The sequence below is a fragment of the Nocardioides sp. BGA-UO-ETr-FS32 genome (assembly GCF_059567905.1).
In genome coordinates, this window is sequence record NZ_JCAQOX010000017.1 from 281,476 (window position 1) to 303,667 (window position 22,192).

Sequence of the window (22,192 nt, forward strand, 5' to 3'; positions counted from 1 at the left end):
GTGCGGTGCGGGCACACCTGTGCCCCTGTTCCATTCCGGGTGGTATCAAACCACGAGTCACAAGGGTTCCGCAGGACTCCTCTCCACATCCCGGGCCGATGCCCGGTGGGCGCCCCCTCCGCCGACGTCCCCGGCCTTTGCCAGACTGCGCCCGGTGAGCCCCTCCCGTCCCGGCCCCGCGCCTGCGGTGGACGCCCTGGTCCGTCGCCTCGTCGGCGTGCCCGGGCGCGAGGACCGGCTGCGGCACCTGGAGGTGCTGCCGGCCCGGGAGGCGGTCCACGAGGACTGGCCGGCCTGGGTGCCCGACGACGTCCGCGGGGCGTACGCCGCCCAGGGCGTGGCGCGTCCGTGGCGGCACCAGGTGGTGGCCGCCGACGCGGCCCACGCGGGCGACCACGTGATCGTGGCGACCGGCACGGCGTCCGGGAAGTCGCTGGCCTACCAGCTGCCGGCGCTGTCCGCGATCCGCGCGGCCCGAGGACCCCGGGGTGAGCGTGGTGCCTCGGTGCTCTACCTCGCGCCGACGAAGGCGCTCGCCCACGACCAGCTCGCCGGGCTCGAGTCGCTCGGGCTCGACGTACGCCTCGCCGCGCACGACGGCGATTCCTCGCGCGAGGAGCGGGACTGGACGCGCGACTTCGGGGAGTACGTCCTCACCAACCCCGACATGCTGCACCGCTCGCTGCTGCCGTCGCACCACCGGTGGGCGCGGCTGCTCGGCTCGGTGCAGTACGTCGTGGTCGACGAGTGCCACCACTACCGCGGGGTCTTCGGGGCGCACGTCTCCCACGTGCTGCGCCGGCTGCGGCGGGTGTGCGCGATGTACGGCGCGCACCCGACCTTCGTGCTCGCCTCGGCGACCGTCGCCGAGCCCGAGGTCACCGCAGCCCGGCTCACGGGGCTCGACGTGGTCGCCCTGACCCGCGACGACTCGCCGCGCGGCGAGGTCTCGCTGCTGCTCTGGGAGCCTCCCTTCACCTCGCACGCGGGGGAGAACGGCGCGCCCGTGCGGCGAGCGGCGTCGTCCGAGGTCGCCGACCTGCTGGCCGACCTGGTGGCCGAGGACGTACGCACGCTCGCCTTCGTCCGGTCCCGACGCGGGGCCGAGCAGGTGGCCCTGACCGCCGCCGACCTGCTCGCCGAGGTCGACCCGTCGCTGCCCGGGCGGATCGCGGCCTACCGCGGGGGCTACCTGCCGGAGGAGCGACGAGCGCTCGAGGCGGCGCTGCGGCGCGGGGACCTCATCGGGCTGGCGGCCACCAACGCGCTCGAGCTCGGCATCGACATCAGCGGTCTCGACGCCGTCCTCATCGCCGGGTTCCCCGGGACCCGCGCGGCCTTCTGGCAACAGGTCGGGCGCGCCGGGCGCGGTGCGCAGGACGCGCTCGGGATCCTGGTCGCCAAGGACGACCCGCTCGACACCTATCTGGTGACCCACCCGGAGATGCTCATCGGGGCCCCCGTCGAGGCGTCCGTCTTCGACCCGTCGAACCCCCACGTCATGGGCCCGCACCTGTGCGCGGCCGCGCAGGAGCAGCCGCTCACCGAGGCCGACCTGCCGCTCTTCGGGCCGACCGCCCGCGAGGTCGTCGACGAGCTGGTCTCCCTCGGCCTCCTGCGACGGCGACCACGCGGCTGGTTCTGGACGGACCGGTCGCGAGCAGCCGACCTCGCCGACATCCGCTCGGCCGGCGGCTCGCCGGTGCAGCTCATCGAGACCGGCACCGGGCGCGTGGTCGGCACCGTCGACGCCAGCGGAGCCCACAACCAGGCCCACCCTGGGGCGGTGTACGTCCACCAGGGCGAGACCTGGCTCGTCGAGGAGCTCGACCTCGAGCACCACGTCGCGGTCATGCGCCGCGACGAGCCGGCGTACAGCACCACCGCCCGCGAGGTCACCGACATCAGCGTCGTGTCCACCCGCGAGCGGCAGTCGTGGGCGGGCTGCGAGCTCGCGCTCGGCGAGGTGGACGTGTCGCACCAGGTCGTCTCCTTCCTCAAGCGGCGCCAGCCCGGCGGCGAGGTGCTGTCGGAGGACCCGCTCGACCTTCCCGAGCGGACGCTGCGCACCACGGCCGTGTGGTGGACCGTGCCGGACGACGTGGTCGCCGAGGCCGGACTGGCCGCGCTCGACGTGCCGGGCGCGGCCCACGCCGCGGAGCACTGCTCGATCGGCCTGCTCCCCCTCTTCGCGACGTGCGACCGCTGGGACATCGGCGGCGTCTCGACCGCCCGGCACGCCGACACCGGACTGCTGACGGTCTTCGTCTACGACGGACACCCGGGCGGGGCCGGCTTCTCCGAGCGGGGCTTCCGCACGGCCGCCACCTGGTTGTCGGCCACCCGTGAGGCCATCGCGAGCTGCGAGTGCGCGAACGGGTGCCCGTCGTGCATCCAGTCGCCCAAGTGCGGCAACCAGAACAACCCCCTCGACAAGGCCGGCGCCATCACTTTGCTCGACGCCCTCCTCGCGGGTGCACCCCGAGACGAGGGATGGGGCTAGATTCGGCCCCATGGTGATCCTCGGACTCGGCCTCATGATCCTCGGCGCGATCGCCGTGCTGTCCGCCCTCTTCGTCAGCGAGCCCGGCACCGGCGGCGAGCTCCTCGGCTTCGAGGTCACGACGTTCGAGTCCTTCCTCGTGGGTGTGGCCGCGGGCGCCGCGATCCTGTGGGGCTTCGCGCTCCTCAAGTGGGGCACCCGGCGCACCCTGGCCCACCGCAAGGAGCGCAAGGAGCTCACCAAGCTCAACGAGAAGCTCGAGCGGGTCGAGGCCGAGCGCCGCGAGGACGACCCCGAGCGCCGCGACCCGGCCTGACCCACCCCGGCCCGACTCACCCCGGCCTGACGCTCACCCGGGCCCGGCACGCGCCTCGGCCGTCACCCGGACCTGCGACCACCTCGACGCCCACGGGAGCTCGGGACCGGGCACCGACACCTCGACGCTGACCTCGTCGCCGTCGAGCCGGCACTGGTCGAGCGCGGCGTCGTTGGCTGCGGCGACGCGGCCCGCCTCGGTGCAGGCGTCGCCAGCGGCCGTCGCACCGGCGAGCGCCGAGAGGTCGGCGGCCGCCTGGGCGCGCCGCTGGGCCACGACCAGTCCGCCGGCCGCGCCGAGGCCGACCATCACGAACATCAGCACGCCGGCCATCGCCACCACCACCACGGTCGCCGCCCCCGTGTCGTCGCGCCGGCTCACGACTGCTCCACCACCGCGACGGACTCCGACGAGACCGTGACGCCCGGCAGCGACCCCATCAGACCGCCCGGCCCGGATACTCGCGCGGAGGTCGTCACCACGACCTCCGCGTCGCCCACGTGGATGGTGACCTCGGCGGACTCGGGAGCGATCCGCAGGGCCACCGCCTCGGCCGAGGCGACGTCGTCGCCCCGGGCCACGATCCGGGCGGCCTCGCGGGAGGCGTCGACGACGCGGACCTGGGCCGCACCGACCGCCAGCATCCAGACGAGGCCGGCGGTCAGCGCGACCAGCAGCGGGATCCCCAGCGCGAGCTCGGCGGTCGCCGCACCCCGCTCCTGCCGAGCACGCGTGACCATCAGCCGATGCCGAGCAGACCCATGACGTGCTTGAACAACCGCTCCAGCAGCTGGTCGCCGAACGCCCCGGTGAGCAGCGTGTAGAGGAGGCCGGCGAAGCCCGCCCCCGCTGCGGTGCCCACGGCGTACTCGGCGGTGGTGATGCCGGCCTCCGACCTGTCGTGACGCTGGACCTTCATCGATTCCCCTGTCGTCGCGGGGCTCCCGATGAACCCCGACCGGGACCCAGCCTGCGAGCACCCGACTCCTCCTGCACGACCCCGCCGTCGAGGCTGTGGAGGACGCCCGTAAAGGCCTCCCTGTGGACGTCCTGCGGCCCGTCACGGCGCCACCGCACCGAAGAGCGAGGCCACCGTCGGCACCACGCCGAGCAGCATGAAGGCCGGCAGCAGGCACACGCCCAGCGGGACGGCGGCCGCCACGCCGACCCGCCGCGCCGCGTCCTCCGCACGGGCCAGCGACTCCCGCTCGAGCTCGTCGGCGAGGCGCTCGACGGCCTGGACGACGGAGGCGCCGAACACCTGCGAGCGGACGAGGGCTCGTGCGAGCGGTGCCAGGGCGTCGTCGTCGTCGATCGCCGACCAGGCGTCGACCCCGGCTCCCCAGCGGGCGCGCTCGACCACCGGGGCCAGCCGGTCGGCCGCCGGGCCCGGCAGTGCCGCACAGACCTGCGCCAGCCCCGCGACCGGCTCGGCACCGGCACGCAGCGTCGAGGCGAACAGGTCGACGAGGTGGGGCAGGGTCCTCTCGACCTCCGCGCGCTCGCGCCGGTCCGGTGCGTGCTCCGCACCTGCGAGCACCTGACGGGCCGCCACGGCCGCGACCAGGCCCACGACGACACCGGCCAACCCGCCGACGAGCAGCCACGCGCCGATCGCGACCCCGACGACCGCCACCGGACGCAGCCCGGGGCCCGACGAGCTGGCGGCGCGGACGGACCGGGGCGGCGGCGAAAACATCGCGGCGACCGCGGCCGAGGCGAGGGCCGCGCACACCCAGGTCACGGCGCGGCCGCCCGGTCGGCCATCCGCTCGATCCACCAGAGCCCGACGCCGATGAGGCTCACCCCCACAGCAGCGCAGGCCCATCCGACCGGCGTGCCGAGCAGGAAGGACCACGGGGCGGACCCGGCGCCGGACCCCATCACCAGCACGGCCAGGGGCAGGCAGGCGACCAGGCGGGCGGTCGCCCGGGCGGACGCCAGCTCGGAGTCGACGAGACGGCGCGTGCGTCGTCTCCCCCGGAGGCCCCGGGCCGTGCGCTCGAGCGCAGCTGCCAGTCCGTGCCCCGAGTGCTGGGAGACCTGCCACGCGCCGGCGACCCACCGGAGGTCCGCGGCACCCCGCCGCTCGGCCGCGACGCGTCGCATGGCCTCGGGCACGTCGGCGCCCAGCCGGAGCGCGTCGACCACCCGACCGAGCGGTGGCCACCGCTCGGCAGCGGCGGACAGCGCGGCCTCGGGCGGACGCCCGGCCGCGAGGTCGGCGGCCAGGAGGTCGCACACCTCGAGCACCGCGGCCTGGTCGGCGGCGGTGCGGCGCCGGGCGGCGTAGGGGGAGGGTGGCCGCCGCGGTGGTGCAGGAGCGCGGCGCGCGGAGCCGGACCGGATCGGTGGCACGAGGGTCGCGACCGCCGCACCGGCGAGCAGCGCGGCGAGCACCGTCGCGAGCCAGGCGGTCACCACGCCCCCGAGCCGAGGCGCGCGGCCAGGGTGCCGGCTGCCGGCCCCCGCACCACGCGGTCGGGCTCGAAGGTGGCCGCCGTCCGCAGCACGACGAGGCCCGAGTCGTTCCGCTCGGGGACGCCGAGCTCCAGGACGCGTCGGCGCCCGTCGCGACCGCGGCCGAGGTGGATCACCACGTCGAGCGCCGAGGCGAGCTGGCTGTGCGCGGCCGCCCGTGGGAGGCCCGCGGCGAGGGCGAGCGCCTCGATCCGCGCCGGGACGTCGGCGGCCGAGTTGGCGTGGAGCGTGCCGCAGCCGCCGCCGTGGCCGGTGTTGAGGGCGGCGAGCAGGTCGACCACCTCCGCGCCGCGCACCTCGCCGACGACCAGGCGGTCGGGTCGCATCCGCAGGGCCTGCCGCACCAGCGTCTGCAGCGAGATCTCACCGGCCCCCTCGATGTTGGCCGGACGACCCTCGAGGGCCACGACGTGGGCGTGCTCGGGCCGCAGCTCGCTGGCGTCCTCGACCACCACGATCCGCTCACCGGGGTCGACGAGCGACAGCAGCGCGGAGAGCACCGAGGTCTTGCCGGTGCCGGTGCCGCCGGTGACGAGGAACGCGCAGCGCGAGTCGACGACCTCCTCCAGCAGGAAGGCGCCGTCCGGAGGCACCGCCCCCGCGGCCACCAGCTCGGGCAGCGTCCACACCCGGCCCCGCGGCACCCGCAGCGAGAGCACCGTCCCGGAGCGGGCCACCGGAGCCAGCACGGCGTGGAACCGGGTGCCGTCGGGGAGGCGTACGTCGGCGTGCGGGGTGGCGTCGTCGAGCCGTCGCCCGGCGGAGGCGGCCAGCCGCTGCGCGAGGCGGCGTACGGAGGTGTCGTCGGGGAAGGTCACCGAGACCCGCTCGAGGCCGGCGCCGCGGTCGATCCAGACCTCGTCGGGGCCGTTGACCAGCACGTCGGTGACGTCGGGCAGCCGGAGCAGGTCCTCCAGCGGACCCGCGCCGAGCACGTCGCGCCGGAGCAGGTCGTGGACCGCGAGCACGGTCGCGTCGCCGACCGGGGAACCGGACGCCCGCAACGCCTCCGCCACCCGGTGCGGGGTCAGCTCGCCCGCTGAACCGGACAGGCGGCGACGCACGTCGTCGAGGACCGCCGGCGGGACGGGGATGGGCACGGGGACCGCGCAGGCGGAGGTCGGCGCGCTCATGCCGCCTCCGCCAGGAGGTCGCGGGCGGCCCTCGCGAGCGGACCTCGCACTGCGAGTGGGCCGAGGCCGCGGTCGACCGCGGCGGCGAGGCCGCGCTGGTCGGCGACGGCGGCGACGACCGGCAGCCCCGTCACGCGCTCGGCGTCGGCGTCACCCAGCCCGCCGGGGCGCACGACCAGCCCCGCCCGGCCGGCTCGGCCGAGGGCGGCGACCAGGCGGGCGGTGGCCGCCAGGCCCGGCACCGTGGCGGGGGTGACCACGAGGAGGTCGTCGCACCGGTCGGCCAGCTCGGCGAGGTCAGCACCGCCCTGGCGGGCGAGGTCGAGCACGACCAGGCCGTGCCCGCGCACGGCAGCGGGCAGGATCCTGCGGGCAGTGGGCACGTCGAGCCGCCGCCTCAGGCCCGACCAGGTGAGGACGCCGAGGTGGTCCCGGCGGGGAACGCCCTCCCGCAGCGCCCCGGCGCCCAGCCGCCCCGACGTCTCCGCCAGCACCTCCCACCCCACCCCGGGCACGTCCTCCATCCCGAGCAGCCGGTCGACACCCGGCCCCAGCGGATCACCGTCCACCAGCAGCGTCGGTGCCCGGCGCGCGTGCCACTGCGCCAGCGCGCACGCCAGCGTGGTCGCGCCGGCACCTCCCGTGCCGCCGACGACCCCCACGAGGCGGCCCGGGGAGCCCCGCTCGCCCACGTCGGCGAGCGCGTCGGACAACCACGGCGCCCCCTCGGGCAGCTCGACCACCGAGTCGGCACCGAGCGCCACGGCGTGGCGGAAGGCGGCGTCGTCGGGCGGCATCCCGACGAGGTGCACCCCCGGCCGTCTCGGGGGAGCGAGCGCGACGACGAGCTCGGCGAGGTCGGACCCCACGAGGACCAGGTCGGCCTCGCGCCACGTCGCGAGCGACGGGCCGGGGTCGGCGCAGACGTCGGCGCCGATGCCCGCCGCCGCGCAGAGCGGGACGACGGACTCGTGGACGGACGGGGAGCGGGTGATCAGCAGCACGGGCATGCGAGGAGCGTCCGCGCCGGCACCGACGCCGGTCAGCACGAACGCCCCGGGCCTGTGGAGGGGCGCCGTTCGCGAGGACCTGTGGACGGTCGATGGCCCACGATCGCGGTCGTACGGCCCCTACGATGGCCGCATGACCCGCCCGACAGCGGCCTTCTTCGACCTCGACAAGACGATCATCGCCAAGTCGAGCACGTTGGCCTTCAGCCGCGAGTTCCAGGCGGGCGGGCTCATCTCGAGGCGGGCGATGCTGCGCTCGGCGTACGCCCAGTTCATGTTCTTCACCGGCGGCGCCGACCACGACCAGATGGACAAGATGCGCGAGTTCATGTCGCAGCTGTGCGCCGGCTGGGACGTGGCGACGGTGCGCGAGATCGTCCACGAGACCATCGACAACATCGTGGAGCCGCTGGTCTACGACGAGGCGGTGACCCTCATCGAGGAGCACCGCGCCGCCGGTCGCGACATCGTCATCGTGTCCGCGTCGGGAGCCGAGGTCGTCGAGCCGATCGGGCAGCTGCTCGGCGCGGACCGGGTCATCGCGACGCGGATGGAGATCGTCGACGGCAAGTACACCGGCACCATCGACTACTACGCCTACGCCGAGGAGAAGGCGCGCGCCATCGAGCACCTGGCCGAGACCGTCGGCTACGACCTCGACGCCTGCTACGCCTACAGCGACTCGGTCACCGACGTGCACATGCTCGAGGTCGTCGGGCACCCGTTCGCGGTGAACCCCGACAAGGAGCTGCGCCGCATCGCGGGTGCACGCGAGTGGCCCGTCCTGCTGTTCGTACGACCGGTGGCCCTGCGCCGTCGGCTGCTGGCGCCGGCCACCCGACCGACGCTCGCCGCCCTGGCCGTCGGGGGCGCCATGGCAGCTGGCGGCGTCCTGTGGGCGAACCGGCGCCGACGGATCACCGAGGCCTGAGCGGAACCCACCGAGGCCCGCCAAAGTCAAGGCTTGAAGGTGGCCGGAGACCGGGATAGAACTGAAGCAGAACTACACAGCAGCACGTGGTCCAGGTACCCACGCGGCGATCCACCCATCCGATGGGGTGCTGGCCGATCGGGATCTGCCCGAGGCAGCAATTAGACAATGCACGCTTGGTAGCCACGGCATCACGTGTCAGCGGCGGCACCCGATCCATGTGAACGGGTGCCGCTCGCATGTGCGGGGTCAGACGGTGCGCAGGGGCGACGCCTCGGCCCCCGCCGCGAACGCCTCGGCGCCGTAGAGCGCCCAGGCGTGCACCCCGCTCGGCCCGCCGTTGCCGTAGGCGCGCAGGTTCGACTCGTACGCCGCACGCTGGGCCAGGTGCCCGGCCTCGGGCACCACGAGCGACTTGGCGTCCACGCCGCGGGAGACGAGCACGAGCCGCTCCAGGGCGCGGGCGACGATGCCGTTGTGCGAGGCGAAGGGCGCCGCTGTCGCGACGTCGGCGTGGGCGATCGCGGCCACGAGCAGGGCCGGCGCCTCCGTTCCGGACAACAGCAGCTCGGAGACCCCGCGCAGCCGGTCGGCTGAGGCCGCGTCACGCGGGCGGCCGAGGTCCTCGGGGGACAGCGACGAGGACGCGACCACCGTGTGCAGCCGCGCGATCGCCTGCAGGGGCGCGGTCTTGAGCAGCGGCGCCAGCGCGAGCATCGAGGCGGACAGCCGGACGGCGTCGGCGGCGATCTCGTCGGCCTCCCCCGCCCGTACCTGCTCCAGCGTCGACGCCGATCCCTCGAGCACGGCGCTCGCGTGGGCGCCGCGCAGCAGCGACTCGGCGGTCAGCTCGGGGGACGTACGCCGCAGGCCACGGTCGCGCAGCATCACGTCGATCCCGTCGCGGGTGCCGGCGTAGGCCGAGCGGACGCCCTCGAGGTCGGTGAGCCAGGCGAGCGGGTCGGTCATGGGGAGGACGGTAACCGTGTGACAACCGAACGGCTCCGGCGGGCGTCAGACCAGTAGAACCGCCAACCGACCGAAGGACACACCGTGCGACGTCTCGTTCCCCTGCTCACGACCGCGTCGCTCGCGGTGGCCCTCACGGCCACCACCTCGACCGCGGCTGCCGCTGCCGGCACCTGCCAGGGCGTGCCCGCGACGCTGATCGGCACCCCCGGACAGGCACTGACCGGCACCGACGGCCCCGACGTCGTCCTCACCGACGGGGCGAGCCTGGTGAAGACCCTCGGTGGCAACGACCTGATCTGCGTCACCGGCGGGCCCTCCCAGGTGTACGCCGGCGAGGGCGACGACGTCGTCGACGCGTCCACCTCCACGAGGTTCGGCGCGCAGGTGCGGCTCGGCGCGGGCAGCGACCTGTTCACGGGATCGACCGCCTTCGACGTGGTCTACGCCGGCGAGGAGCCGATCCCGGGCGTCGCCCCGGCTGCGGACGCGGAGCGGGACGTCATCCACACGGGAGCGGCCGGCCGGGTCCGCGACACGGTCACCTCGGGCCAGCCGGGAACGCCCAACGACGACTACGTCCGGATGGGCAGTGGACAGCTCATCTGGGCGGGGATCCCGACCGCGGCCACAGAGATCCGCGGCGGCGGCAGCAGCAGCCTCAACATCGAGCCCGCCGCGGGCGAGCTCGTCACGCTCGACGGTCGTGCCGGCACCCTTGCGGTCTATGCGCAGCCCGTCCTGCACTTCGACGGCTTCGCCGAGTACCGGGTGTACGCGCCCACCGGCCTGGGGTACTTCGCCTTCCGTGGCGACAGCCGCACGGAGACCCTGAACCTCCACCTGGGTGCCGAGACCCCCCACCGCGTCATGATGGGCGCCGGGAACGACCACCTCCGCTTCATCCGGACCGACGCCCTGCCCGCGGGCGGGACGTACGACGGCGGCCGCGGACGCGACCAGCTCACCCTCGCCCTGCCCGACGAGGGGGACCTCGACCTCGACCTGCGCAAGGGCAGGCTGACCACCGGCCAGCGGTCCGCCGAGGTCACGGTCCCGGCACGACGGTTCGAGGACGCCCTGGTCATGGCCCGCGACGTCGAGATCGTCGGCACCTCGGCCCGCAACGACCTCGTCGTCGGCGCGTGCCGGTCGCGGGTGGAGGGTCGTGGCGGACGCGACGTGCTCTCGACGTTCGAGCAGTTCGACGAGGACGCCGAGCTGGAGTGCAAGCCGCGCGCCCGGCTGCTCGGCGGGAGCGGCAACGACCGGCTCACCGGCAGCCGCGGACCCGACGTGCTCCTCGGCGGCCCCGGCCGCGACCGCGCCGACGGCGCCGAGGGCCGCGACGTGTGCCAGGCAGAGGTGCGCAAGCGGTGCGAGGTGCGGCGCTGAGCCACCGGCGGCGGGCCCGCTTGTAGCCTGACCCCGATGAGCGACGACCCCACCTCCAGCCCCGCCCCCGTCGACCGCGCGCGGTCCTTCGGGTCCGTCGCCGAGGCGTACGACCGCGGCCGGCCGGCCTACCCCGCCGACGCGGTCACGTGGCTGACCGGCGGCGAGGCGCGGGTCGTCCTCGAGCTCGGCGCGGGCACCGGCAAGCTGACCCGCCAGCTCGTCGACCAGGGGCACGCGGTGTTCGCCACCGACCCCGACGAGGCGATGCTGGCGGTGCTGCGCGAGCGGGTCCCCGAGGTGAGCGCCAAGGTCGCCACCGCGGAGGAGATCCCGGCCAACGACCGCTCGGTCGACGTGGTGGTGGTCGCGCAGGCGTTCCACTGGTTCGACCACGAGGTCGCGCTCCCCGAGATCGCGCGCGTGCTCAAGCCGGGCGGCCACGTGGCCCTGGTGTGGAACAGCCGCGACGAGCGGATCCCGTGGGTGCGGCGGATGGGCGCCATCCTGGGGCGCCAGGACCTCGACACGTCGTCGTCGGAGCACCTCGTGCACAGCGACCTCTTCGGCTTCATGGAGGACGCGAGCTTCAAGCACTGGCAGGAGATCGACCGCGAGACGATCCTCGACATGGCGCGCTCGCGCTCGAGCTTCGCCGTGATGGACGACGAGGAGCGGGAGACCCACCTCGCCGAGGTGCTGGCGTTCTACGACGACTTCGGCCGGGGCATGGACGGCATGCAGATCCCCTACGTCACGCGCTGCTACCGCGCGGTGGTGGTCGACCGCGACGAGCCCGGGACCTCCCCGACCGACGAGCAGCCCGAGGGGCCGGTCGTGAGCGACGGCACCGACACCGACATGCTGCTCATCGACTTCCGCTGACGTCCGAGCGGGTGTCCGCAACCTTCGGGGCCCCGCGCGCATCACACCTCCGGAAGCACGAAAACACGAGACCTCGGGGGATCCCATGCGACGTACGACGCCACTCACCGCCGCCGGCCTGCTCGGCCTGGCCCTGCTCGCGCCGACCACCTGGGTCGGCCCCGCCTCCGCCGCGGGCGAGACCTGTCGCGGGGAGGCGGCGACCATCGTCGGCGTTCCGCGGCGCGACATCGTCGGGACCGAGGGCCGCGACGTCATCGTGACCAACCGGAGCCAGGACGTGGAGGCGCTCGGCGGCGACGACCTGATCTGCATCACCGGACCGGACCAGCGATCCGGCTACCGCCCGGTCGACATCGACGCCGGCGCGGGTGACGACGTCGTCGACGGCACCGCCGCCGCGGACTGGCCGATGTCCGGCAGCCTCGGGCCGGGAGCCGACACGCTCCACGGAGGTGCAGGCTCCGAGTACGTCGACACCGGGGCGCGCTCGGCCGACTACTCGCACGTCGACACCGACCACGACGTGGTGCTCGGCGGGGGCGGCGGCGACAGCTTCACCAGCGGCCAGGCCGGTGCGGCGAACACCGACGTGATCGACCTGGGCGACGGCGGTGACTACCTCAGCTATCGCGGGACGGCCACCGGCGGCAGCACCGTCACCGGCGGTCCGGGCGACGACGTGCTCTCGGTCGTCACAGCAGTCCACGCCCTCACCATCGACAACGGGATGGGCCGGCAGACGGAGGACGGCCTGCCCACCCTCACCTGGACCGGGCTCGAGGGCTTCACCGTGTGGGCGACGCACGAGGACCGGATCGACCTCGACCTCCAGGGCACCGAGGCGGACGAGAGCTTCACCGTCTACAGCGAGCGCGGCGTCGTCCGGGCGTCGATGCGCGGCGGCAGCGACACCTTCACCACCAGCTCGACCCTCCTCGACGGGAGCGTCGTCGACGCCGGAGCCCAGCGGGACCTGTTCTACGCCATGGACCGCGAATCCAGCCTCGACCTCGACCTGGCGGACCAGCGGCTCGTCACCAGCGACGGCACATCGTCGTCGGGGGCGGACGTCGAGGCCTTCGAGGACGCCGAGCTGCACGCCCGGACCGTCACGCTCTCGGGGGACACGGGCCACAACGACCTCGGCGTCTCGGCCTGCGAGGGCACCGTACGGGGTCGCGCCGGCCGCGACAGCCTGCGGCGTTCGTACGACTCCTGGTTCGAGACGTCGCCGGGTTGCGACGAGCGCTACACGATGAACGGTGGCGCAGGCGCCGACCGGATCAAGGGCCACGGCGGGGCCGACCGGCTCGTGGGCGGCTCGGGCAACGACGTGCTCGAGGGGTCCAACGGCGCCGACACGCTCATCGGCGGCACGGGGCGCGACCGGGCCGACGGCGGCCAGGGACGACCGGACCGCTGCGTCGCCGAGCGCAAGGAACGGTGCGAGCGATGAGGCGTACGACCTCCCTCACCGCTGCAGCGGTGATCAGCCTGACCGCCCCTGCCCTGGCCCTGCTCGGCCCGAGCGCCAGCGGTGCCGCCGAGACCTGCCAGAGCAGGACCCCGACCATCGTCGGCTCCGGACATGCCGTCAACGGCACGGAGGGGCCCGACGTGATCCTCACCAACGGCGCCCGCTCCGTCTACGCCAAGGGCGGCGACGACCTCGTCTGCATCACCGGGCCCTACACCGGGAAGTACTTCCCCGTGAACGTCCGCGCCGGTGACGGCAACGACGTGGTCGACGGGACGGGCGCACCGCGGCAGGAGGTCCACGCCTCCCTCGCCTCGGGCGTGGACACCTTCCTGGGCGGCGATGCGGGCGACGCGGTCGAGCTCGACTACCCCGATGCCGCTGGCGGCGTCGACACCGTGGACGGCGGGGGCGGCTCCGACTCGATCGCCATCCAGACCGGCCCCGGCGACGTGGTCGTCGACAACGCCGTCGGACGCCTCACCTCCGCCGCCGAGGTCCGCACGACGTGGGCGAACGTCGAGGGCTTCTCGATCGTCCAGTCCGCGGGGTCGCAGCGGATGACCTTCGTCGGCACGGACGCCGACGAGTCCGTCAGCTGGTGGTCCTACGACGACGCGACGGTCGACGTCACGCTCGGCCGTGGGGACGACCGGTGGTCCAGCCCGACGCCGCCGACCCCGTCGAGCCGGCTCCTCGGCGGCCCCGGTCGCGACCGCATCTACCTCGCCTCGGAGGAGGCCGGCATCGACCTCGACATGCCCGCCGGCACGATGGGCGTCGCGGCCTCCGCGCCCTACGTCGTGACGGCCTCGGACTTCGAGGACGCCGACCTCTTCGCCCCGAGCGTCACCGTGCGTGGCACCGACGGCCGCAACGACATCGGCCTCACCGCCTGCACCGGCGTCGTACGCCTCGGCGGCGGCGACGACTCGGTCCGCCGGCAGTACGACGCCAACTTCGAGACCGACATCCGGTGCGCGGAGACCCTCACCGCCAACGGCGGCTCCGGTGACGACAAGCTCTCCGGCACCCGCGGTGACGACACGCTCAAGGGCGGCTCCGGCAAGGACGTGCTGAAGGGCGGCTTCGGCAAGGACCGCCTCGTCGGCGGCGGCGGCCACGACCGGCTCGTCGGCCAGGCCGACGCGGACGTGCTGCTCGGAGGCAAGGGTCGCGACCGGGCCGACGGCGGCACCGGGCGCGACCGCTGCAAGGCTGAGCGCAAGCAGCGCTGCGAGCGCTGACCACCCTGACCCGCCGAGGAACGCACTGATGCGCACGACGACCTTGACCACCGCAGCCCTGCTGGGCCTGGGCCTGCTCACCCCGACGCAGGCAGCCACCGCCGCCGGCGAGACCTGCCGGGGCGTGCCTGCCACGATCGTCGGCGCGCCCGGCACCCGCGTCGTCGGCACCGAGGGACCGGACGTCATCGTCACCGACGGCGCCCTGTCGGTCGACGCCCTCGGCGGCGACGACCTGATCTGCGTCAGCTTCGAGACCGGCCTCCCCTACGACCGCGTCGAGGTGTTGGCCGGCGCCGGCGACGACGTCGTCGACGGCACCGCCTCGATCGACCGGGTCGCGGCCCACCTGGGGACCGGCGCGGACACCTTCGCCGGCGGTGACGCCGGCGGCGTCCTCGGGGATCGCATCACCCTCGTCCCCGACTCCTCCGCACCCGACGTCCTGCACGGCGGAGGTGGCACCGACGTCCTGACGTTCGACTCCGGAGCCGCGGACGTCGTCGTCGACAACGTCGCCGGCAGCGCCTCGGTCGGCGGCGCCACGGTCGCCACCTGGACGGGGCTCGAGCAGTTCTGGCTGACCCGCACGGGCAGTCGGTCGCTCACCTTCGTCGGGACCGACGTCGACGAGAAGGTGGTCGACAGCGGCACCGGGAGCAGCCTGCTCACAGTCGACCTCGCCGGGGGCGACGACTCGTTCTCGACCAGCGGCTCGCCCGCCCCGGGAAGCCGCGTCGGTGGCGGCGACGGCACCGACCGGCTCGAGGTCGCCTCCGCCGACGCGAGGTTCGCGCTCGACCTGGGCGGCGGGGTGCTCGTCGTCCGCGGTGACGCCGGCCACGACGTCGCGACGCCGGGCTTCGAGGACGCGAGCCTCACCGCCCGCCGCGTGGTCGTCGACGGCACGAACGGCCCGAACCGTGTCCGGGTCGACTCCTGCGACGCCGTGCTCCGCGGCTACGACGGGGCCGACGTGCTCCGGTCCCGCTACGCCAGCGCCCTCGAGGCCGAGGTGGACTGCCGACGACGCACGGCCGAGATCACCGGCGGACGCGGCAACGACCGCCTGGTCGGCACCGCGGGGCGCGACCAGCTCGCCGGCGACGAGGGACGCGACGACCTGCGCGGCGGCGGCGGTCCCGACCTGCTGCGCGGTGACCCGGGGCGGGACGTGCTCCTCGGGCAGGGCGGACGCGACCGGCTGGTCGGCAACAGCGACGCCGACACGCTCGAGGGCGGTTCGGGTCGCGACATCGGGGTCGGTGGCAACGGACGCGACACGTGCCGCACCGAGGTCCGGCGGTCCTGCGAGCGCTGACCCACCCGCGTCGGGGGTTAGTCTCCGGCCATGGCGTGGAGATGGCGGCGTACGTCGCTGGGAGGCGAGGCGGACCGCGCCGCCTTCCGCGCGCTGCACAACGCCTCGCTCGCGAGCCCGGCGCTGCGGGAGGGCCTGACCACCGCCAGCGCCGAGAAGTCGGTGGGCCACCTGCGCGCGCTGCTCGGCACGCCGGCAGCCGGGCTGGGTGACACCAGCGGGCTGCTCGCGTGGGACGGGCTCGGCGCGCACCACCGCTCACAGCTCGCCGCCACGATCCGGCAGGTCGCCGAGACCGGGCGCACGATGATCGTCGACGAGCGGACCCTGGTCTGCGACAACAGCGGCTGCGAGGTGCGGCAGGCGATCGTGAGCCCGCTCGTCGTGGAGGACACGCTCGTCGGAGCGCTCGTGGTCGGCGCGCCGCACACCACCGGCGGGCTGGTGCGCGCCGCCGACGAGGTCGCCTCCTGGGTGAGCGGGCAGCTCGAGCTCGCCGAGCTCGACGCGTCGCGGACCCGGCTGATGGAGGCCGAGGTCCGCGCGCTCCGGGCCCAGATCAGCCCGCACTTCATCTACAACTCCCTCGGCGCGATCGCCAGCTTCGTGCGTACGGACCCCGACCGCGCCCGCGAGCTGCTGCTGGAGTTCGCCGACTTCACGCGGTACTCCTTCCGCCGCCACGGCGAGTACACGACGCTCGCCGAGGAGCTGCGCTCCGTGGAGCGCTACCTCCTGCTCGAGCAGGCGCGCTTCGGCGAGCGCCTCCAGGTGACGCTCCAGATCGCGCCCGAGGTGCTGCCGGTGGCGGTGCCGTTCCTGTGCATCCAGCCGCTCGTCGAGAACGCCGTGCGCCACGGCCTCGAGGCCAGCGCCGACAAGGCCGACGGCGTCGGACGGCTCTCCATCACGGCACGCGATCTCGACCAGGAGTGCGTGCTCGAGGTCGAGGACGACGGCACCGGGGAGGACCCCGAGCGGGTGCGCCAGGCGCTGGCCGGTGACGCCTCGATGGACTCCGTCGGCCTCGGCAACGTGGACGCTCGGCTGCGCAACGCGTACGGCGACGACTACGGTCTGGTCGTCGAGACCGCACCCGGCGCCGGCACCAAGGTGATCGTGCGGGTGCCCAAGTTCGCCCCGGGGGTCCAGGTATGACACAGCTCAAGGTCCTCGTCATCGACGACGAGCGCCCCGCCCTCGACGAGCTCACCTTCCTGCTCGGCCGCGACCCGCGCATCGGTGAGGTCCGCGGCACCGACTCCGCCACCGAGGCGCTGCGGGTGCTGCAGGCCGAGGAGGTCGACGCGGTCTTCCTCGACATCCAGATGCCCGGCCTGACCGGGCTCGACCTCGCACAGGTGCTGTCGCGCTTCAAGACCCCGCCGCCGGTGGTGTTCGTGACCGCACATGAGGAGCACGCCGTCGCGGCCTTCGAGCTGCGCGCCGTCGACTACGTCCTCAAGCCGGTGCGCGAGGAGCGGCTCGCCGAGGCCGTACGCCGCGTCGTCGAGGCCGGCGGCCCCGCGCCGTCCGGCGACGTCCAGATCCCCGTCGAGCGCGGCGGCGTGACCCGCTTCATCAACCGCTCCGAGATCACCCACGTCGAGGCGCAGGGCGACTACGCCCGCCTGCACACCGCCGAGGGCTCGCACCTGGTCCGGACGCCCCTCTCCTCGCTCGCCGAGCAGTGGGCGCCCGCCGGCTTCGTGCGGATCCACCGCTCCGTCCTGGTCGCGCTCCCCCACGTCGAGGAGGTGCGCAGCGAGGGCGGTCGCGTCAGCGTCGTGATCGGCGGCGTCGAGCTGCCGGTGAGCCGCCGCCACACGCGCGAGCTGCGCTCGGTGCTGACGAGGCGCGAGACGTGACGGCCGCACCGTGAGCGACCAGCCGCCACCCCGCGTACGCGTCACCGGTCCCCCGCGGCGCCGCGCCCACGCCGTACGCTCCGCAGGCACCCGCGAGATCGACGCGGAGACCGCGCTGGGCGAGGTGTTCATGCGCTCCCTTCTGCGCGAGCAGCTGTTCCTCGCGCTGCGGGTCCTCGCGGCGCTGGCCGCGACGGTGGGGATGCTGCCGCTGCTGTTCCACCTGTTCCCGTCGCTCGGCGACGAGCGGATCGGGCAGATGCCGCTCGCCTGGGCGCTGCTGGGCGTGCTGACCTATCCGTGGCTGGTGCTGCTCGGCTGGTTCTACATCCGGCGCTCGGAGGACCACGAGCGCGACTTCGCCGACCTCGTCGGGTCGGTGGACGAGCCGGACGCGGTGGACCCGCGGTGACGACCGACGTCGTGCCCGGCCTCGTCGCCGTCACCCTCGTGTCGCTGGCCACCCTGGTCATCGGCACCTGGGGGCTGCGCATCTCGCGCACGACGAGCGACTTCTTCGTCGCCTCGCGCACCGTGCGTCCGCGGCTCAACGCGAGCGCGATCGGCGGGGAGTACCTCTCCGCCGCCTCCTTCCTCGGCGTCGCCGGGCTGCTGCTGACGTTCGGGGCCGAGATGCTCTGGTACCCCGTCGGCTGGACCGCGGGCTACCTCGTCCTTTTGGTCCTCGTCGCAGCCCCGCTGCGGCGCTCCGGGGCGTACACGCTCCCCGACTTCGCCGAGGCGCGGCTCGGCTCGCGCGGCGTGCGCAAGCTCTGCTCGGTGCTGGTCGTCGGGATCGGCTGGCTCTACCTGCTGCCGCAGTTCCAGGGGGCGGGCGTCACCCTGCGCTCGACGATCGGGGCCCCGCCGTGGGCCGGCTCGCTGGTGGTGGCGGTGGTGGTGCTGGCGTCGGTGAGCCCGGGCGGGATGCGCTCGATCACCTTCGTGCAGGCCTTCCAGTACTGGCTCAAGCTCACCGCCCTCCTCATCCCGGTGTTCGTGCTGCTCGCCGTCTGGCTGGCCGACGGCGCGGCCGACCCCACGACCGCCGCGCCGAGCTCGTGGTCGGTCCCGCTCGCCTCGCCGGGCGGGGGCATCGGCCTCTACACGACGTACTCCCTCATCGTCGCGACGTTCCTCGGCACGATGGGGCTGCCGCACGTCGTCGTGCGGTTCTACACCAACCCCGACGGCCGCGCGGCCCGCCGTACGACGCTCGCGGTGCTGGCGCTGCTGGGCATCTTCTACGTCCTGCCACCTGTGTACGCCGCCCTCGGCCGCATCTATGCACCCGATCTCGTCGAGGGGCGCTCCGACGTGCTGGTGCTCGAGCTCCCGAACCTGATGGTCGGCGGGGCCGTGGGTGCCGTGCTGACCGGGCTCGTGACCGCGGGCGCGTTCGCGGCGTTCCTGTCGACCAGCTCGGGGCTCACCATTGCCGTGGCCGGCGTGCTGTCGCAGGACGTGACGGGGCGGCGGTGGGGGTCCTTCCGCCTCGGCGGGGTCGCGGCCTTCCGCGTGGCCGCGGCGATCGCGGTGGTGGTGCCGCTGCTGATGTCGCTGCCCGCCCAGGACGTCGCGGTCGCGCGGACCGTCGGCCTGGCCTTCGCCGTGACGGCCTCGACCTTCGCCCCGCTGCTGATGCTGGGGATCTGGTGGCGCGGCCTGACGCCCGCGGGTGCGGTCGCCGGGCTGCTGGTCGGGGGGCTGGGGTCGGGCGTCGCCGTCGCCTGGACCCTCGCCACCTCGGCGTCCTCGGGCTGGACGTCGGCCCTGCTCGGGCAGCCGGCCGCGTGGTCCGTCCCGGCGGCGATCCTGACCATGGTCGTGGTCTCGCGACTGACCCGCGCCTCGGTCCCCGCCCACGCGGGCCGGTTCATGGTGCGTTTGCACACGCCCGAGGCGGTCGACCTCCAGCGCTGAGCCGTCACCAAGGAGCACCGTGCAGGCAGTTCGCGCCCGGGACCACGGCCGCCACGCTCAGCCAGCCGCAGCGGGCCACGAACTGCCTGCATGGTGTTCACGTTCGCGGCGCGTCTCCTCGGCCTCGACCTGCGACCGCTCGGGCGGGGCCTCCTGCACCGCCTCCGCGCCGCCGCGATCGGCGGTGAAGGCCGACGTCACGGTCCGCATCGCCTCGCTGAGCTCCCCGGGGATCACGAAGTAGCCGTTGCCGTTCTCCGCCAGGCGGGGAAGCATCTCGAGGTACTTGTAGGCCAGCACCTGGGGGTCGGCATCGTTGGCATGTACCGCTTGGAAGACCCGCTCCAGCGCCCGTGCCTCGCCGTCGGCGTCCAACACCTTCGCCTGCTGACGTCCCTCCGCCTCGAGGATGAGCTTGTTGCGGGTGCCTTCGGCAGTGAGGATCAGCGCTTGCCGCTGTCCCTCGGCCTGGAGGATCACCGCCCGCTTGTCCCGCTCGGCGCGCATCTGCTTCTCCATCGCTTCCTGGATGCTCCGTGGCGGATCGATCGCCTTGATCTCCACCCGGTTCACCCGGATCCCCCACTTCCCCGTCGCGTCGTCCAACACCTCACGCAGCCGCACGTTGATGGTCTCCCGGGAGGTGAGGGTGCTCTCGAGGTCCATCGACCCGATGAGGTTTCGCAGCGTGGTCACGGTGAGCTGGTCGATCGCCTGGAGGTAGTTGGTCACCTCGTAGGCAGCGGCCCGCGGATCGGTGATCTGGTAGTAGAGGACCGTGTCGATGGCGACCACCAGGTTGTCCTCCGTGATGACCGGCTTGGGGTCCGAGGAGTAGACGTGCTCGCGCACGTCGAGCTTCGTGTTCACCCGGTCGACCAGCGGGATGATCAGGTTCAGGCCCGGCTGGAGAGTCCTCTGGTAACGGCCGAATCTCTCGATGTTGTAGCGCCTCGCCTGCGGCACGATCCGGATCGACGAGGCCACCAGGAAGGCGACCAACGCGGCCAGGACCGCCAGTGGCACCAACACCTCCATCTCGCTCACTCCTCTCGGGTTCGGGGGTCGGGCAGGGGGACGCGCGGGTGCACCAGCGCGGTCGCACCCTGGATCTCGAAGACGTCGACCCGCACCCCTGGCGGGATCACCATGTCCTCGTCGTACGGTCGGGCGGACCAGTCCTCACCGGAGACGTGCACCACCCCTCCGGTCGCGCTCACCTCGCGGGTGACCACGGCCGACCGCCCGACCAGGGCGTCACTGCCCTCGCGGGTCACCGGTGGCAGCGCCAGGTGCCGCTTGGCAACGGGACGGACCGCCACGAGCCCGACCCCGCCCGCCACGGCGAAGACGAGCAGCTGGACCGGGACCGATGCGCCGAGCGCTGCGGCCACCGCGGCGAGGAGGGCCGAGCCAGCCAGCAGGCCGAACGCCAGCGTCAGCGTGAGGAACTCCACCACGCCGAGGAGAAGGGCTGCGATCAGCCAGGCAATCCACCACATTGACGTCGACCTCGAGGGACGCCTTCCAGCGTACTGCGTCCTTCGCGGGAAGGAGCTGCCGATGGACGTCCGTTCCCATTCGTGCCACGGTGGAGAGCACCGCCGCTCGGAGGGAGCTCGCAATGGAGCAGCCATCACCGTCGATGTCCTGTCCCGACTGCCACGCCTTGACCGACGACCTCGCGGCCCATGAGCGCTGGCACTCGCGCCTGGTCCACGACATCGCCGTCGCCGTCGACAACGAGAACCAGCGCCGCGACGCGGCCGGCTAGCGCCGAATCCGCCGCACGTGCGGAGCCCGAGCCTCAACGGCGGAGGCGGAACTCGTTCCCGTCCGGGTCGGCCATCTCGACGTCGTCACCGCGCGACACGACCGTGGCCCCGAGCCCGACCAGCCGCTCGACCTCGGCCTCGATGTCGTCCGCCACGAGGTCGAGGTGCATCCGGTCGCGGCCGTGGCGCTCGTCGAGCGGCGGCCCGCCCCATGCGATCTTCGGCCCGCCGCCGGGTGGCTGGATCGCCGTCTCACCGTCCTCGTCGTGCACGAGCGGCCAGCCGAGCGCCTCGCTCCAGAACACCCCGGTCTCCCGGGTCCCGTCGCAGGCCAGCTCGCCGAGGAACGGCGTACCGGCGAGCCAGTTGTTGCCCGCCTCTATCACGCAGAACGGATTGCCCTCGGGGTCGGTCAGCACGACGTGGTCCTCGTCGGGCTGCTGCCCGACGTCGACGTGCGACGCGCCGAGCGCCAGCGCGCGGGCGACCGTCTCCTCCTGGGTCGAGTCGTTGCTCGTGAGGTGGAGGTGGGCCTGATGGGGCAGGACGACCGGCTCGTCCGACCGGACGAAGGTGATGCCGAAGAGGGCCGAGGCCAGTTCCGTCCCGGTACGCGGCCAGCCGAGCAGGTCGCCCCAGAAGGACGCCGCCGCCTCGGGGTCGGCGGCGAGGATGGTCAGCGCGTGCAAGCGGACAGCCATCCGGGCAGCGTAGGCAGGTCAGGCTGCCGGCGCGAACCAGTCCACGGCCAGGTCGGCGACCTCGCCGGGTCGCGGCACACGCGCGAGAGCAGGTCCTCGGTCGTCGGCCGGTCGCGGCGACCGAACACGACGAGGGTCGGGACCATGAGCCGCTTGCGCCGGTAGACCCCCGCGGGCCATGCGCATCGCCTCGGGCAGCCCATCGCACGACGGAACTACACCTATAGTAGATCCGTGCGTGGGCGGTGTCCACG

General features: G+C 74.0%; 23 protein-coding genes. 12 read left to right on the forward strand and 11 right to left on the reverse strand.

Translation table 11 applies throughout. From position 1 onward, the window contains the following. Positions 1-154: 154 nt before the first annotated feature. The gene (locus AC57BS_RS21545) at positions 155-2,503 is read left to right on the forward strand and encodes a DEAD/DEAH box helicase (RefSeq protein WP_496413501.1); all 2,349 of its coding nucleotides are present in this window, start codon (positions 155-157) and stop codon (positions 2,501-2,503) included. Positions 2,504-2,513: 10 nt separating this feature from the next. Further along, entirely contained in the window at positions 2,514-2,819 is a 306-nt protein-coding gene (locus AC57BS_RS21550) for a hypothetical protein (RefSeq protein ID WP_129454225.1), read from the forward strand. 33 nt (positions 2,820-2,852) lie between these two features. On the opposite strand, the gene AC57BS_RS21555 is transcribed toward AC57BS_RS21550, so the two are convergent. From AC57BS_RS21555 to ssd, 7 genes are all read right to left on the reverse strand, one after another. Beyond that, positions 2,853-3,200 (reverse strand): Rv3654c family TadE-like protein, encoded by a 348-nt coding sequence (locus tag AC57BS_RS21555; RefSeq protein WP_496413502.1) that lies wholly within the window; start codon positions 3,198-3,200, stop codon positions 2,853-2,855. Next, complete coding sequence (locus AC57BS_RS21560) at positions 3,197-3,559, reverse strand: TadE family type IV pilus minor pilin (RefSeq protein ID WP_496413503.1); 363 nt, start codon at positions 3,557-3,559, stop codon at positions 3,197-3,199. The genes AC57BS_RS21555 and AC57BS_RS21560 overlap by 4 nt, the downstream gene beginning before the upstream one ends. Then, complete coding sequence (locus tag AC57BS_RS21565; RefSeq protein WP_496413504.1) at positions 3,559-3,738, reverse strand: DUF4244 domain-containing protein; 180 nt, start codon at positions 3,736-3,738, stop codon at positions 3,559-3,561. The genes AC57BS_RS21560 and AC57BS_RS21565 overlap by 1 nt, the downstream gene beginning before the upstream one ends. Before the next feature lie 141 nt (positions 3,739-3,879). Then, positions 3,880-4,563 carry a type II secretion system F family protein gene (locus tag AC57BS_RS21570; protein ID WP_496413505.1) on the reverse strand — a complete coding sequence of 228 codons (684 nt, stop codon included), beginning with the start codon at positions 4,561-4,563 and terminating at the stop codon, positions 3,880-3,882. After that, positions 4,560-5,243, reverse strand: coding sequence for a type II secretion system F family protein (locus tag AC57BS_RS21575; protein ID WP_496413506.1), 684 nt, complete (start codon positions 5,241-5,243; stop codon positions 4,560-4,562). The genes AC57BS_RS21570 and AC57BS_RS21575 overlap by 4 nt, the downstream gene beginning before the upstream one ends. Next, positions 5,237-6,433, reverse strand: coding sequence for a TadA family conjugal transfer-associated ATPase (locus tag AC57BS_RS21580; protein WP_496413507.1), 1,197 nt, complete (start codon positions 6,431-6,433; stop codon positions 5,237-5,239). The genes AC57BS_RS21575 and AC57BS_RS21580 overlap by 7 nt, the downstream gene beginning before the upstream one ends. After that, the gene (ssd, locus tag AC57BS_RS21585; protein WP_496413508.1) at positions 6,430-7,443 is read right to left on the reverse strand and encodes a septum site-determining protein Ssd; all 1,014 of its coding nucleotides are present in this window, start codon (positions 7,441-7,443) and stop codon (positions 6,430-6,432) included. The genes AC57BS_RS21580 and ssd overlap by 4 nt, the downstream gene beginning before the upstream one ends. 133 nt (positions 7,444-7,576) lie before the next feature. On the opposite strand from ssd, the gene AC57BS_RS21590 reads away from it, so the two are divergent. Then, complete coding sequence (locus tag AC57BS_RS21590) at positions 7,577-8,374, forward strand: HAD family hydrolase (RefSeq protein ID WP_496413509.1); 798 nt, start codon at positions 7,577-7,579, stop codon at positions 8,372-8,374. A 249-nt stretch (positions 8,375-8,623) separates the two neighbouring features. Here AC57BS_RS21590 and AC57BS_RS21595 read toward each other — a convergent pair whose 3' ends face one another. Continuing rightward, complete coding sequence (locus AC57BS_RS21595) at positions 8,624-9,343, reverse strand: Fic family protein (protein WP_496413510.1); 720 nt, start codon at positions 9,341-9,343, stop codon at positions 8,624-8,626. A gap of 84 nt (positions 9,344-9,427) precedes the next feature. Here AC57BS_RS21595 and AC57BS_RS21600 point away from each other — a divergent pair, with 84 nt between their 5' ends. The 9 genes from AC57BS_RS21600 to AC57BS_RS21640 all read left to right on the forward strand — a co-directional run bounded on the left by AC57BS_RS21600 (position 9,428) and on the right by AC57BS_RS21640 (position 19,462). Beyond that, the gene (locus tag AC57BS_RS21600; RefSeq protein WP_496413511.1) at positions 9,428-10,738 is read left to right on the forward strand and encodes a hypothetical protein; all 1,311 of its coding nucleotides are present in this window, start codon (positions 9,428-9,430) and stop codon (positions 10,736-10,738) included. A gap of 36 nt (positions 10,739-10,774) precedes the next feature. Then, on the forward strand, positions 10,775-11,623 hold the full coding sequence (locus AC57BS_RS21605) for a class I SAM-dependent methyltransferase (RefSeq protein ID WP_496413512.1): 849 nt from the start codon (positions 10,775-10,777) through the stop codon (positions 11,621-11,623). 85 nt (positions 11,624-11,708) lie between these two features. Next, the gene (locus AC57BS_RS21610; RefSeq protein WP_496413513.1) at positions 11,709-13,082 is read left to right on the forward strand and encodes a calcium-binding protein; all 1,374 of its coding nucleotides are present in this window, start codon (positions 11,709-11,711) and stop codon (positions 13,080-13,082) included. Next, positions 13,079-14,350, forward strand: a complete 1,272-nt coding sequence (locus AC57BS_RS21615; RefSeq protein WP_496413514.1) for a calcium-binding protein — start codon at positions 13,079-13,081, stop codon at positions 14,348-14,350. Before AC57BS_RS21610 ends, AC57BS_RS21615 begins: the two co-directional genes overlap by 4 nt. A gap of 28 nt (positions 14,351-14,378) precedes the next feature. Continuing rightward, positions 14,379-15,671, forward strand: a complete 1,293-nt coding sequence (locus AC57BS_RS21620) for a calcium-binding protein (protein WP_496413515.1) — start codon at positions 14,379-14,381, stop codon at positions 15,669-15,671. A 30-nt stretch (positions 15,672-15,701) separates the two neighbouring features. Continuing rightward, positions 15,702-16,829, forward strand: a complete 1,128-nt coding sequence (locus tag AC57BS_RS21625; protein ID WP_496413516.1) for a sensor histidine kinase — start codon at positions 15,702-15,704, stop codon at positions 16,827-16,829. Further along, positions 16,826-17,539: a LytR/AlgR family response regulator transcription factor gene (locus AC57BS_RS21630; protein ID WP_496413517.1), complete on the forward strand. Its 714-nt coding sequence runs from the start codon at positions 16,826-16,828 to the stop codon at positions 17,537-17,539. Before AC57BS_RS21625 ends, AC57BS_RS21630 begins: the two co-directional genes overlap by 4 nt. Before the next feature lie 10 nt (positions 17,540-17,549). Beyond that, positions 17,550-17,951 carry a hypothetical protein gene (locus AC57BS_RS21635; protein ID WP_496413518.1) on the forward strand — a complete coding sequence of 134 codons (402 nt, stop codon included), beginning with the start codon at positions 17,550-17,552 and terminating at the stop codon, positions 17,949-17,951. Next, positions 17,948-19,462 (forward strand): sodium/solute symporter, encoded by a 1,515-nt coding sequence (locus AC57BS_RS21640; protein WP_496413519.1) that lies wholly within the window; start codon positions 17,948-17,950, stop codon positions 19,460-19,462. Before AC57BS_RS21635 ends, AC57BS_RS21640 begins: the two co-directional genes overlap by 4 nt. 57 nt (positions 19,463-19,519) lie before the next feature. Here the strand turns inward: AC57BS_RS21640 and AC57BS_RS21645 are convergent, their stop codons facing one another. The 3 genes from AC57BS_RS21645 to AC57BS_RS21655 all read right to left on the reverse strand — a co-directional run bounded on the left by AC57BS_RS21645 (position 19,520) and on the right by AC57BS_RS21655 (position 21,938). Further along, entirely contained in the window at positions 19,520-20,500 is a 981-nt protein-coding gene (locus tag AC57BS_RS21645; protein WP_496413520.1) for an SPFH domain-containing protein, read from the reverse strand. Positions 20,501-20,505: 5 nt separating this feature from the next. Next, positions 20,506-20,964 carry an NfeD family protein gene (locus AC57BS_RS21650; RefSeq protein WP_496413521.1) on the reverse strand — a complete coding sequence of 153 codons (459 nt, stop codon included), beginning with the start codon at positions 20,962-20,964 and terminating at the stop codon, positions 20,506-20,508. Positions 20,965-21,269: 305 nt separating this feature from the next. Continuing rightward, on the reverse strand, positions 21,270-21,938 hold the full coding sequence (locus AC57BS_RS21655) for a VOC family protein (protein WP_496413522.1): 669 nt from the start codon (positions 21,936-21,938) through the stop codon (positions 21,270-21,272). Positions 21,939-22,192 lie beyond the last annotated feature (254 nt).